8 protein-coding genes and 1 CRISPR repeat array (1 of these 9 running past the window's edge) are annotated in these 13,129 nt (G+C 67.3%); of the genes, 1 reads left to right on the forward strand and 7 read right to left on the reverse strand.

Features of this window, described 5'->3' with window-relative positions:
- Positions 1-401: direct repeats of the CRISPR family, unit length 29 nt; unit sequence CGAACCATCCCTGCGCCTGCGGGGAGAAC (it extends 482 nt beyond the left edge of the window).
- A gap of 96 nt (positions 402-497) precedes the next feature.
- From SNA_RS24390 to casA, 6 genes are all read right to left on the reverse strand, one after another.
- Entirely contained in the window at positions 498-3,272 is a 2,775-nt protein-coding gene (locus SNA_RS24390; protein ID WP_051877281.1) for a CRISPR-associated helicase/endonuclease Cas3, read from the reverse strand.
- Positions 3,273-3,481: 209 nt separating this feature from the next.
- Positions 3,482-4,195 carry a type I-E CRISPR-associated protein Cas6/Cse3/CasE gene (gene cas6e, locus SNA_RS24395; RefSeq protein ID WP_157880076.1) on the reverse strand — a complete coding sequence of 238 codons (714 nt, stop codon included), beginning with the start codon at positions 4,193-4,195 and terminating at the stop codon, positions 3,482-3,484.
- Positions 4,192-4,944: a type I-E CRISPR-associated protein Cas5/CasD gene (gene cas5e, locus SNA_RS24400; RefSeq protein WP_030065861.1), complete on the reverse strand. Its 753-nt coding sequence runs from the start codon at positions 4,942-4,944 to the stop codon at positions 4,192-4,194. The genes cas6e and cas5e overlap by 4 nt, the downstream gene beginning before the upstream one ends.
- Positions 4,945-5,212: 268 nt before the next feature.
- Positions 5,213-6,367 (reverse strand): type I-E CRISPR-associated protein Cas7/Cse4/CasC, encoded by a 1,155-nt coding sequence (cas7e, locus tag SNA_RS24405; RefSeq protein ID WP_037789589.1) that lies wholly within the window; start codon positions 6,365-6,367, stop codon positions 5,213-5,215.
- 3 nt (positions 6,368-6,370) lie between these two features.
- Positions 6,371-7,072, reverse strand: coding sequence for a type I-E CRISPR-associated protein Cse2/CasB (casB, locus tag SNA_RS24410; protein WP_030065863.1), 702 nt, complete (start codon positions 7,070-7,072; stop codon positions 6,371-6,373).
- Positions 7,069-8,586, reverse strand: a complete 1,518-nt coding sequence (gene casA, locus SNA_RS24415) for a type I-E CRISPR-associated protein Cse1/CasA (RefSeq protein ID WP_078970162.1) — start codon at positions 8,584-8,586, stop codon at positions 7,069-7,071. The genes casB and casA overlap by 4 nt, the downstream gene beginning before the upstream one ends.
- Positions 8,587-9,798: 1,212 nt before the next feature.
- Here casA and SNA_RS24420 point away from each other — a divergent pair.
- Positions 9,799-12,078 (forward strand): NACHT domain-containing protein, encoded by a 2,280-nt coding sequence (locus SNA_RS24420; RefSeq protein WP_063752388.1) that lies wholly within the window; start codon positions 9,799-9,801, stop codon positions 12,076-12,078.
- Between the two features lie 247 nt (positions 12,079-12,325).
- Here the strand turns inward: SNA_RS24420 and SNA_RS24425 are convergent, their stop codons facing one another.
- Positions 12,326-12,982 carry an HNH endonuclease family protein gene (locus SNA_RS24425; protein WP_052808980.1) on the reverse strand — a complete coding sequence of 219 codons (657 nt, stop codon included), beginning with the start codon at positions 12,980-12,982 and terminating at the stop codon, positions 12,326-12,328.
- Positions 12,983-13,129 lie beyond the last annotated feature (147 nt).

Raw genomic sequence — 13,129 nt, forward strand, 5'->3', positions numbered from 1 at the left:
GATCAGCGAACCATCCCTGCGCCTGCAGGGAGAACACCAACCTGACCCGGAATCGGCCAGACCACAGCGAACCATCCCTGCGCCTGCAGGGAGAACTCTCCAGCTGAGGACGGCCGCTTCGTATCTGCCGAACCATCCCTGCGCCTGCGGGGAGAACCGCCCCCCAAACGGTCCTGAACGCCCCTGCTGCGAACCATCCCTGCGCCTGCGGGGAGAACGACAGAGGCATGTCGGCCTCCACGAGCGGGAGCGAACCATCCCTGCGCCTGCGGGGAGAACATCGGCAACAACATCGGCCGTCGCAAGACGCGCGAACCATCCCTGCGCCTGCGGGGAGAACACCAGGCCGCGCTTCTTCAAACGACCGAGCACCGAACCATCCCTGCGCCTGCGGGGAGAACTCTTGCTGACCTGCAGCGTTAGGAGTCCTTTGCTGTTCTGTTATCAACCTTCGAGGTGTACACGCGGCCATCGTACGGGCGCCGTCTGACAGCGCGTTATGCGCGTTGGGTCACGATGCCGAGGGTGGGGTCGAGGTGCATGCGGCGCCCGGCGATGGGGAGAGTGGACCAGCCGCCGGCGGTGGGGTGGTGAGGCAGAACAGCAAGCCGGGCGAGGCGGGGGTCGCGTTCCCAGGCCGCTGGTGGGCGGTTTTCGTCCGGGAGTCGTTCGGGCCAGCCGGTGGCGTTGACGGGCACGGCGTAGCGCATCAGGTCGCGGGCCTGTTTCTTGGTGAATCGTCCGCCTGTTGCCGAGCCGTGCTGGGGCAAGCGGGTGGTGCGTTCGGGGTCGAGGTAGTGGTTGCCGGCGTGGTCGAGGAATGTGGGGATGAGCTGGAGGGCGTCGGCTCCGAGGCGGGTGGTGATGAGGTCGGGGTCGGTGGTGGATTCGGTGAGCCGGTGGAGGTTGCTGTAGGAGACGCGGGTGGGTGTGGGGATGAGGGCGAGGTTGGCGAGGGCTCGGCGGGCTGCGTCGTCGCCGAGGCGTGCCGCGTCGGTTTTGGCGAGGGTCTCGGGGGAGGTGCTGGTGAATGCGGGGTCGTAGCACTCTTCCAGGAGGGGTTGGAGGGTGTGCGGGATGCCGATGGGGGTGGTGAGGCGGGTGATGAGCTCGTCGGTGCGTTGCAATGCTGATGGCTGGTAGACCTCGCCCCAGCGGGGTGGTGCGTAGTCGGGTGTTGCGTTGGTGTGGGTGGGGACGAGCACGGTGATGCGGGGGTTGGTGTTGGCCCAGGTGGGCCGGGTGAGTCCGGCTTTTTTCCAGATGTCGGGGCCGTGGCGGTGTGCTCGGCCGGCGCGTTGCATCAGGAGCTCGAAGGGCGCCAGCCAGCTGATGATCAGGTCGAAGTCGAGGTCGAGGGACTGCTCGATGACCTGGGTGGCGACGATGATGCCGCGGCGGGGCCGGCGGGTGGTGGGCTTGTCCACGCGGCCGAAGGCGGTTTCGGCCCGGGCGGTGTAGTCGGCGCGCTGCCACTGGGGGAGCCGGGCGTGCAGAAGGTGTAGGTCGGTGTCTGTGTGCTGTTCGGCTTTGAGGGTTTCGGCGATCTGGCTGTAGGTGGTCTGGGCCTCGGTGACTGTTGTGCAGATGACTGCTGCGCATCCCTGGTCGTTGAGGAGGGGTGCGAGTTCGCGGTGGATGGCGAGTAGGGCAGTGCTGGTGGTGGCGGCGCGTCGTGTGACGGTGAGGGTGCGTTCACGTGACGACCTCACAGGTTCGGGGGCGGTCTGGATGGTTTCGGTGTCGGCGGGGGACCACCACCAGCCGGGGTAGGCGCCGTCCAGGGTGGCTGTCTGTTGGCCGGCGCCTTTGCGGTAGGCGTTGACGAGGGCAGCGCCGGTGGTGCCGGTGAGGGTGGCGGACATGACGATCACGGGTGTTTTCCAGGCGCCGCACCATTGCAGGAGCCGGAGCAGGAGGGCCTGGGTGAAGGCGTCGTAGGCGTGTGCCTCGTCGATGACGAGGGTTTTGCCGGACAGGCCGAGGTGCCGTAGCGGGTTGCGGTGCAGGGGCAGGACGGACAGGAGGGCTTGGTCGATGGTGCCCACGTTGAGGTGGGCGAGGAGACCGCGGAGGTTGTTGATTCGCAGCCAGCGGGTGGCTGACAGGTCCGGTCCGTGTCCGGTGATGACGCGGGCGTCAGGGGTGTCGTCGTGCATCCATGCGGCGCCGTGCAGGAGCGTTGACCGTGCCGGCAGATGGCTTTCAGCCCACGTTCTGACGCGGCCGTCCATCTGGTTCGCGGTGGCTTGTGTCGGCAGCGCCACGTACAGGCCGTGGGTGCCGCAGGTGTGTGCCAGGTGGTGGGCGGCGTACAGGGCGGTTTCGGTTTTGCCGTCGCCGGGCGGCGCGGTGATGAGGAGGATGCCGGGTCCGGTGGCGAGATCTGGCAGGTGGGTGGCAATCGATGTCTGCAGGGGGTTGGGGGTGTCGATGTGCGGGAACATGTCGTCGAACGGCGCAGGCGCCGCGGGGGTGGGGGCTGTGAGTCCGGCCTCGTCCAGCAGGTCCTCACACAGCGGGCGGACCTTCTTGGCCCATGCCAGCGCGGCCTGGGGCGATGTCACGTCGAACGGCGCGGCCTGCCTGAGGAGGCCGATCAGATGGTGCTCCTGCGACACCAGCCAGTCGGCGAGCATGATCAGGCCGGTGATCACCGGCATCACGAACCCAGGGATGCGGATGTCGGCAGCCAGCCGGGGTGGGCTGGTCACCGCGTCAATGGCCTGCATGATCAGTGTCCGCTGCACCGACCACAGGCCGTCCCCCAGGGCCCTGTAGGCGGTCAGAGGGCACGGGAGCAGACGGGGGTTGGTCGGCGCCTGAAACGATCCGTGGTGACCTCCCAGCGCGATGCCAGCGAACGCGGCGGGCGTACCGCGCAGGTCTCGCACTGTGCCGTAGCCCAGCTCAGCCAGCAGCGGCGGTATCAGCAGCTGCGAACCGGTGTCATGCCGACGGGCCGTGTCCTCGCCCTCCGATGAGGTCGCGTAGCCCTCCTTGGCGCCGGGGCCGCCAATCATGCCCTGCCACGGCGGCACTGCCTTCCCGATGTCGTGCAGCCCTGCCCACAACGCCACCGTCGCTCGGGCCTCCACCTCCGACAGGCCCAACGCGCGGCTGATCAGGCGGTGTTGTGAACGGGACAGGTAGCTGTCCCACAGGACCTCGGCCACCACTGCAGTGTCGATGAGGTGGCAGATCAGCGGGTAGCCATCCGGGCTGACGTCCTCCAGGCCGCGCAGCTTGCCACGTATGCGGGTATCGATCACTATCCGTTATTCCCTTCACCGAATTGGTGGAATACAGCCCCCGCCCAGGGGAAGGGCAGCCGGCGGAGCAGCTCATCCGCGGATCCATCTCCGCACGTATAGGGAGGTCCCCTCCCGGAGCAAGAGCAGGGGCCAGCCACGGAACCATCCCTGCGTGTACGGGGAGGACCCTTACTCACCTGCAGCGTTGGAGGCACTTTGCCGTCTCTTTATGCGGGTGCGAGGGAGAGGAGGCCCGCGCCGTACGCTCTGGCACGCCCGATGCCGGTGGTGATCGCGTCGCGGGTGGCGTAGAGGTTGGTGATGGTGGCGTACCCGGTAAACGTGAGCAGGGTGTGCCGATAGCGCCGTTGACCTCTCTGGGCTTTCATGAGGATGGCGGGCGGTGTGGTCTGGGAGAGGTTGTGGATTGCGAGCCCGGCTTGCTCGGCGCGGTTGGTCCACCATTGGTCGGCGTCGGCTCCGGCCAGGGGTACACGGTCCGGGGGGAGTTCTCGTAGTCCGTGAGTCGTCTGGATGTCGCGGCGTACGCGGAGGCTTCGGGAGCGGACGGGGTTGGCGGTGATGCGGTAGCGGACCTGCTGTCCCTGTTGGAGGTGGTTCAGGAATGCGGTCATGTCGCGGGTTTCTGCTTGGCCGTAGTCGTCAGGGAGTGCCGTCAGGTCTGGCCGGTGCCAGGTTTGGGCCAGGATGAGGGGGCCGGTGGGGGTGTCGTCGAGCCGGTAGAGCAGGCCTGCGGATTGGCGGGCGTGTGGGGTGCCGGCGGGCTGCTCGTCGAGCTTCATGAGTCGCTTGTGCAGGCCGTCGCCTGTGGTGAGGTCGCACTGCACCCAGTAGCTGTCGTAGTTGGGGACGATCTGGGTGAGCCAGGCAGATGTGGCAGCGGTGTTCGGGCCGATGGGGGTGTCGAGGGGGGTGGTCACAGGGTCTCCAGGGTGCTGCGGTAGGTGGCGACGGCGCTGATCCAGTCCGTGCCGTATCCGGCGCATTGGTTGGCGGGGTGGGTGCGGGTGGTGACGTATTCGGGGCGTTCCTGGTGGGTGCGGTTGAGCGGCTCGAAGGAGACGGGTTCGTCGGCGAGCAGGGTGCGGGCTGTGTGGGTGGTGGGTTGGTCGCTGGCGTATTCGACCGTGACCTCGGTTTCCCACGGCTGGGCGTCGCGGTGGAGGGGGAGACGGATCAGTTCCTGGTTGGGGTCGGGTACGCGGGCGATGAGGATGGGGCCGGCGAGGGGGAACGCTCGACGGCCCGCGTAGAGGGGGTAGCGGGGCTGGTCCAGGGCGGCAGCAACCTCGTCGATCATGTCGGCTGGTCCGGTGACGGCGACGGTGAATGCCGCGTCGGCCAGGTAGTGCCGATGGGTGATGACGGTCGCGACGAAGGGCTTTTTGCGGCCTCCGTCGGCGCTGGGGATTGTCCGAGCGGCGGCGTACCCGCCACCAGCAGTGTGGAAATCGGATTGCTGCTGGCCGGGGCGGTCCGCACGGATCGTGAACCGCAGCTGGCGCAGGTCGGTGAGGTCGGCGTCCCGGGGGAGCCCGAGGGCAGCGGCACACAGGCCGATCAGGGCCGAGCGGGTGGGCCTGCTGTGGGTGTCGCGGATCGTGAATGCCGAATGGGTACCGAACGACATCATCGGCGCGGCAAGGTGCAGAAGAAGTCCGTAATCCATTGAATCTCCAGGTTTAGAAGCGGTCCCGCGCCTGCGGGAAGCCCATCCCCGCGTGGACGGGGAAGACGCAGGATCCGGTTTGGGAGCGCCGTCCTGGCCCGAACCAGCCCCGCGTGGACAGGGAAGACCAACTCGGCCTGGAACTTGGGGCCTACACCCACGAACCAGCCCCGCGTGGACGGGGAAGACAGGGTGGGGAGGTGGAGGGGCTCGCGTGCTGCCGAACCAGCCCCGCGTGGACGGGGAAGACTCTCCCTGACCTGCAATGTTAGGGGCGCTTTGCCGTCTTGTTATGCGCGTCGAACAGTTCTTCCGTGGCCGTCTTGGTGAGTGCCGGGTAGGAGGTGGCCCGGGCGCCGAGGCCGGGGTAGTCGTCGGCGGCGATGGTTGCGTAGCCGGACCAGGGCGATGCTCCGGTGTCGGGGTCGCCGATGAGGGTGGTCAGGCGCTGGGCGTAGTGGGCGAGGGCCTGGCGGGACGGTTCGGCCCACCCGGACCGGTTGTGGTCGGTGATGGGGCGCTCGAATGCGGGGCTGTAGTTGAGGGGTTGGTCGGTCCGCACGGTGAGGTGGACCAGGTCAGGTGCGGTGGCTGGTGCTGTGGTGTTCTTCTTGGCTTGGGGGAGGGTGCGGATGAATCCGTCGGTGAACGCGGTGACGAGGATGCGGGCGGTTTCGGTGTCGCTGTCGAGGTTGTTGAGGAGGCTGTCCAGGTCGAGGACGGCATATCGGTAGAACGTGCCGGATGCGTAGTAGGCGTGGTTCATGTGGCCGGAGCCGGTTTCAGAGTCGCCCTGCAGGTCATCGACAGCGGTGAAGAAGTCGGACATGGGCACGTTGGGGACGGCGTGGGTGGTGAAGCCGTGTGCCATCTGGCGGGCGGCGTCCACGCCGGCGTCGGGGAGTTCGGCGAGCATCCGGCCGAACAGTCCGATGCTGCCGTTGGAGCTGGTGAGGATCTTTTGTACGTCGGTGGCGGGGATGCCGGTCGCTGAGCCTTTCTTGCTTTTTTTGCCGGTGTTGTCGTTGGCGTGTTGCTCGATGGCCTGGCGGTGGGTGTCGCAGAGGTCGGCGAGCTGGTCGATCGCGGAGGCGCTGATGAAGGCGAGGACGGTGTTGCCGTTGCGGTCTACGCCGAGGCCGGCGGAGGTCATGGTCTGCTCAGCGGCTGACGCGGCGAGGTCGTTGGGCCAGTCGCGGGCGGTGAGGCGGTTGGTGAGCTGCTGGGGGATGCGGCGGGTGCGCAGGGCCTGGATGCCGGTTGCCTCCTCGATGTGGAGGCGAAGGGGGCGGGACTGGGCCTGGGACGACCAGCGTTCGCGCGTGGCACCGCCGTACAGCACCTTCTTGGGCTCGCCGTTCTCGTCCCTGTTCATATTGCTGAAGGGCACGGTGGTCAGGGCGTGCAGGCACAGGAAGGTCACTGGTCAGTTCTCCTTGCGGGTGTGGTTGCTCAGGGTCTGGTAGTAGGTGTGGGCCCAGCGGAGGGCTACGCGCTGTCGGGTGTTGGGGCGGTTCCAGTGGGCGATGTCTGCCAGGAGGACGCCCCAGTCCGGGAGGGTGCTGGAGGCGTCGAGGCGTCGTAGCAGGCGGGGCAGGTGGGCGTGGAGGCCGTCGAGGTCCTGGGCGGCGAGGGTGTGGAGGGTGCGGGCGTTGCGCCCCTCGGGGTTGTCGGTTCCCGGTTCGATGTCGGGGGCGTCCATGCCGGCGGTGGCGGCGCCAAGAGATCCGGTGCGGCGCCGGCGGTCGCGGGCGCGGCGTGCGGCGTCTTCGCCCTCGGTGTTGTTGTCGGCGGGCGGGTCTTGATCCGGGTCGTCGTCCTGGTCGTGGTGGAACTGGGTGGCCCGAGGGTCGTGTGCGGCTGCGAGAGCGGCAACGGTGTAGAAGGCCCATGCGGTGTCGGGGCCGGGTTCGGTGTCGCCGTAGATCCGGTGGAGTTGGGGGACGATGTAGCGGTGGGCGCGCGCTGCGTGGGCGGGTGGCCGGCCGGTGCCGGCGGTGAGGGCCTGGCGGGCGGCGGTGTCGCGGCGGCAGGTGGTGACGATGTGCCGGATGAATCGGTCGGCTTGAGCAACGCTGATGGTGACCGGTTTCTTGGCGCCGGTGGCTGCGGGGGCGGGGGTGGTCATGCGGCCGTCTCCTTCGGGTCGTCGGGGCCCTTCCGGTGCAGGAGGGAGGCGATCTTTCCGCGCTGGTGGACAGCCGCGCGGATGATGCGGGTCGGGTCGGTAGCGGCGGCGGTGTCGACGATGTCGTCGTAGATGTCCAGAGCGAGTGCCGCGAACGCGGTTGCCTGCCAGTCGTGTTCGGTGACGATGCGCCAGAACCGAGCCTCGGCTTGTGGCCAGTAGTCGCGTTCAGCGGCGCGGGCGAGGCCGGTTGCCGAGGTGGTTGCCTCGATGCCTTCCAAAGCCCAGGTGAGGCGTGAGGCGGCGAGTTCCGCAGCCTGCCGGGTCTCAGCGATGCGAGCCGCGGTGGCGTGCTCCCCAGCCCGCAAGGCGCGCAGAACGGGCGGGGTCTGGGCCTTCCACCACTGGTGGTCGACGGCGTTGACGCGGTCCTGGGCGAACCCGTAGGCGGTGACACCAGCGTGGTCGAGCACGTCGAGGGGAGCATCGTGCAGCGCATCCATGATCAGCGGCCGATGGGCGTGCCGGTCGGGGGTGTGCTCGAGGAGCAGTGCGTCCAGGTCACGGAACAGGGCCCGGTGCGCCTCGGCGTCTCGTGGGTAGCGCTCGCCCTTCTTGTTCTCCTGCCAGATCAAATACGGGTCCGGGGCCGTGGGGAGGGTGGTCGGCCAGGCCCAGGAAATCCACGCGTCCGACACAGCTGTTTTGTCGGCGGTGGGTTCGAGGAGCAGGGCGTGTTGGTAGCGGCCTGTCAGTAGGGTGACCGGCCCGGTGACCTCGGGTGGGGTGGCGTCAGGGTCGTTGAGGTCGCTCTCCCATGGCGCGGGGTCGTCGCCGGGCCCCGGATCGTGGTCGGTCTCCGGAATGCCGAGAACGATCGTCTCGAACAGGTTCCGGCCGGTGGGGTGGTAGGACATGCGACCCCGGAACGGGCCGATACGGCAGTGCCTGCCCTTGTTGCTGCTGGTCGCGCGGACGACGCCGGTGGGGCCGCCCTGGCCGTATCCGAACCAGCACAGCATCTGCATGACCGCCTGCTCCCAAGGCACGGCCGTGGTGATGCCGTCATGGAACGCACCGAAGAGGGTGCTGCTGGACTTGGAGGGGCGGGAGACGGTGAGCGCCGGGATCCCGTTCGGCTTGGCCATCTGGTCAGCCAGGCGCGGGTCCTGCATCCACGGGCGTTCCGGGTGAAACAACTGGAACCGGTTCGCGTACCGGCTGCAGTACTCGTCTACCCGGTCCGGGTCGAACTCCCCCTTCTCCAGCAGCTCGTACCGGCTGTCAGCGTCGATGGCGTCAAGGCCGGCGGCGCGCAGGCCGAGAACGTACAGGATCCGCAGCAGTACAGATTCGGCTGGCGGGACACCTAAAGCGAGGCGCTGGATATGCCGAGCCTGCACCTGGAGATCGCGCAGCCCGACGGTGTTGTCAGTGCCATCCACTAGCGTCACCGGAATCCACGGTTGGTGGAATAAGTCAGGCTCAGACACGGAGAGTGGAGTGTTCGTCACACGAGCGACGCTAGACCAAAAGGATGATTAGCATCAAGCCCGATCACCCCCCTCATACTCCCCCTAACCTTGAACTAAGGTCAGCAAGCCGCCGCGCGATGAGCAACCTGCCTGACTCGAAGGTTGATAACGGAAGAGCAAAGCACCTCTAACCCTGCAGGTCAGCAAGGGATCTCCCTGCACGCGCAGGGATGGTTCGGTGGGCTGGTACCAGACCCGGGTCTTGTAGCCGATCTCCCTGCACGCGCAGGGATGGTTCGCTGCGAGGGCTTTCGCCGCTCCACGGCACGAAGTTCTCCCTGCACGTGCAGGGATGGTTCGACCTCGGTGACCAGCGCCAGTTCCTGGGCCCGGTTCTCCCTGCACGCGCAGGGATGGTTCGGCTCATCGGCCACCCGGACGACGTCCGGCGCCGTTCTCCCCGCAGACGCAGGGGATGGTTCGGCCAACGCGCTGGTCCTGGGCTTGCAGGACGAGTTGTTCCCGCAGTCGCAGGATGGTTCGGTTGGTTCCGGGGCCGTAGAATTCCGAATTGTGGAGCCTCCCCATGCGTGCGGGGCTGGTTCGGTTAGCGGGATCCGATAGATCGGTGTCCGGTTGCTCTCCCCGCAGGCGCGGGGATGGTTCCGTTTCCTTGCGTTCGCACGTGACACGTGCGTTCTCCCAGGTGCCAGGGCTGGTTCGAGCCTTTCTTCAGCCGGGACAGGGGCACGGTCGAAGGCATCACTACGGTTGTCCCGAGCAACGCATCCCTCACACGCCACTTTCGCCTGCGAAGGCCTGACGCTATCTGTCCGTCTGCCTGCTCGGCGGATATGTCTGCTGGCAGGATGGGATGAGGCGACGGAGGGTGGGGGCTCTTGCGGTTAGACAGGCGGCGGATTCAAACAGCAGTCCTGGGCAACGCCGACTCCGACCGGCCGCTGGCGCTCCCGCTAGAGCCCATCGAGCTGGACGCTTTCCGCCAGCACCATCAGCGCGACACGTTCTGGTGCGGGCATCTCCTCGGCGGCGTTCTGCCGCCGCTTCCCCTCCCGCTGATCCCAGCTAGCGCCCGCCGTGTGTGGTCGACGCGCGCTAGAGTCCAGCAGCGGGAGCGTTGAGAGACGAAGAGGCGCCGATGTGACAAGGCACTTCAGCGCGCTACTGCGGTGGCTGCGCCTTCGAGCAGGGATGACACGGGAGGAACTCGCGGGGCGTTCCGCAGCAGGTGTGCGCGCCATCCGGGAGTCCGAGACTGGCGAGCACGCCGACGTGCAGGAAGCCCAACGCGGGCACTTCGCGCACAACCAGATGAGCGGGACCGTCTACGGGCCGGTGATCCAGGCAGGGACGATCAGCGGTCCGGTGACAGTTATGGACTGCTCTGGCGCGGTGCTCCGGGACCCCGCGGCGGAGGCTGCTGAACAGCTCGCGCAAGCGGTCGGCGCCCGCTGGCGGCGTGAGGAGGAACAGCGGCAAATACAGGACCCGTTCCCGCTGCCCGTGCGGTGGCAACCGGCACCCGAGGACTTGACGGACCACTGGGCGAACATCTGCCGTGCACCGGCCGGGGTCACACCCGGCCCGCTGCCCTTGGCCGGCCAGCTGGACGGGGTCGTAGACCTGTACCGACGGTTGCCGTCGGGAAGGCTGTTGGTGATAGGCCGAGCAGGGTCGGGAAAGACGATCCTGACTCTACGCTTCGTCCTGGACTTGCTGAGGACCCGCACCACCGCCGACGCCGTACCGGTGATCTTCAGCCTCGGGTCGTGGAACCCCGAAACCACCGTCTTACGGGATTGGCTGACCGGCCAATTGGTGCGCGACTACCCCGGCTTGGCCGCGACCGCCCCTGGTGGGTCGACGCTGGCCGCCTCGCTGGTCGAGGCCGACCGTATCCTGCCCGTCCTGGACGGGTTCGACGAGATCGCCGAGGGCCTGCACCGTGACGCGCTGGAAAAGCTCAACGCCACTACCCTGCCGCTGGTGCTGACCAGCCGCCGCGCCGAATACGCCTACGCCGTAGCGCAAGCCGATGTACTAACCTCCGCCGCTGGTATCGAACTGACCGATCTCACCCTGACGGACCTGGAAAGCTACCTGCCCCGCACCACCCGCAAGGCTGCCTCCAACGGAACCCGCGCCACCGCGACCGCGTGGGATCCCGTCCTGAACGAGCTGCGCGACCATCCCCAGAGCCGAGTAAGCGTCAGTCTTGCTGCAGTGCTGAAAATTCCCCTGATGGTTGCGCTTGCCCGCACCATTTACAGCGACAACCCCGACCACGACCCGTCCGCGCTGCTGAACGCCGACCAGTTCAGCACCCCGGAGGCCATTGAAGATCACCTCTTGGACAACTTCGTCGCCACGGTCTACCGCCGCCACCTCAACAACGGGCATCACCGGCGCTGGAACCCCGAGCGTGTCCAACATTGGCTCGGCTACCTTGCCGAGCACCTGAGCCAACTCGGCACGCGCGACCTCGCCTGGTGGCAACTCGGCAACACCACACGCCGTTCGTCACGCGTACTCGTGGTCGCGCTCGTGTCCGGGCTGGCCGTCGGGATCGTGTTCGGGCTCGTGGTCGGGTGCGTGAACTGGCTGGCGGTCGGGTTCATGTTCGGGCTCACGGACGGGCTCGTGTCTGGGCTTGCGGCAGCGCTCGCGGGCGGGTTGGCCTTCGGACTCCTGCACAGGTTCGGGGTCGAACTCGGGTCTGGAGAGGCAGCGCTTGAGCCGTCGCGCGTACGAATGCGGATCATCGGTGGCATGAGGCGGGTGCGTGAGAAATTCATGTTCAGGCTCATGGCTGGGCTCGGTGGCGGGTTCGGGATCGGATTTGTGGGTTGGTTCGGGTATGAGCTCCTGAACGGGCTCAAATCCGGGCTCGTCAACGGGCTCATGGTCAGCCTTGTCAACGGGCTGGTGTACGGGCTCTTGAGCGGACTCGCGTTCGGGCTCCTGGCCGGGCTTGAGGCTCCCATTGACATCAGAACTGCCGTCAGCCCTTCCGACCTATTGGACACAAACCGCACGACTGTGATCTTCGAGTTGCTCGCGTGGGGGCTCGTGTTCGGACTTGGAGTCGGAATTGTGATCGGGCTCTGGGGTGAGTTCGTTCAGGGGCTTGTGCTCGGGCTCCATTCCGGGCTCGTATCCGGACTTGCCAACGGCCTCGCGTTCGGACTCGTAGGGGGGCTGGGAGGTGGGCTCGGATACGCGCTCAGTGCGACCGCATGGGGGCGATGGGTGGTCCTTTCACGCATGTGGCTGCCGCTGACCGGGCGGTTGCCGTGGGCGGTGATCGCCTTCCTGGACGACGCCTACCAGCGAGGCGTGCTGCGCCAAGCGGGCGCGGTCTACCAATTCCGCCACGCTCGACTGCAAGACCATCTAGCCCATGCCTTTCAGGCACACATGGACGCCAGGCCCAACAGCCTGGCGCCACCTCGGCGGAGCAACCCGCCGACGTCCCCCAACCCGCACCACGAACAGGCAAAACTGTTCTGAAACCCCAGGTCACGAAGTGTCCGGTCCGGGTGTGCGAGGGACGACCGATCTCCTTGCACATCGGGCAGACCGGGTACTTGTCCGGTCCGGGTGTGCGAGGGACGGCCGGCGTCGTAGACCTCGGCGAGCCGCTGTTCCTGGTCCGGTCCGGGTGTGCGAGGGACGGCCGAAAGCCGCGACTTCATGGAGCGGCTTGCCATGATCGGGCCCCACCACGGCGGCCACGCACCGATGGCTGCTGTCCTGCTCAGGCGATCGGCACGTCCAGTGTGGTGTCCGGGCATGCCTCGGCCAGCTGCTGAAGCGCCCGATGCTCGGCGTCGTCCGCGGACAGAGCCCACCGGGTCTTCACCGACACCCAGTCGTCCAAGTACTGGCACTTGGCGTCCTCGGCCGGCGGCATCCACTCGGCCACGTCCTTGTCGGCCTTGCTGCGATTGGACTTCGCTGTCACCGCCACCAGTGACCTGGGGAACGCCAGGTCGTTGGAGTACAGCTCACGGCGCTTGGCCGTCCAGTCGTAGGCCCCGCTGTCCCAGCTTTCTGCGAGCGGGACCATGTGGTCGATGTCCAGGACGGATGGGCCGTTCACGGCGGTGTCGTCGTAGTAGGACCACCACTGGCCGCCGGTCAGCTTGCAGCCTCTTGCCTGCACCGGCGCCTCCACGGCCTCCTGCTTCAACACCTCCTGGCGGGTGTTGCAGCCGTCCTTGTCCGCATCCACCCAGTGCTTGAACTTGCTGCGCTGGTAGCCCTCGCGGTGCTCACCGGCCACCGGTAGATCCGCGACGAGCTGGCGCACCGTCGCCACCCGCGTCTGCCCCTGTGCATGCGCCCCCACTGCCGGCGTCACCGCGACCAGGGCAGCTGACAACAGACCGATCATTGTCTTCTTGGCTCTCATGCCGACATGACTACCGAGAAGAAACGATCAACCTGCCTGAGGGGCAAGGCGATTCACCTGGATCAGGGAGTGGGCGAACTCGCGTCCGCACTCCGCCAGGCGGCGCCCTCGCGCCAGTACATGCCGCACGCGCTTCGGGCTACGCCG

The sequence above is a fragment of the Streptomyces natalensis ATCC 27448 genome, from assembly GCF_000935125.1.
Taxonomy (GTDB): Bacteria; Actinomycetota; Actinomycetes; order Streptomycetales; family Streptomycetaceae; genus Streptomyces; species Streptomyces natalensis.

Coding starts and splice junctions, on each gene's coding strand:
- cas5e (WP_030065861.1), bottom strand. CDS start 4,944: ATGGATTACGGACTTCTTCTGCACCTTGCCGCGCCGATGATGTCGTTC.
- casB (WP_030065863.1), bottom strand. CDS start 7,072: ATGACCACCCCCGCCCCCGCAGCCACCGGCGCCAAGAAACCGGTCACC.
- SNA_RS24425 (WP_052808980.1), bottom strand. CDS start 12,982: ATGAGAGCCAAGAAGACAATGATCGGTCTGTTGTCAGCTGCCCTGGTC.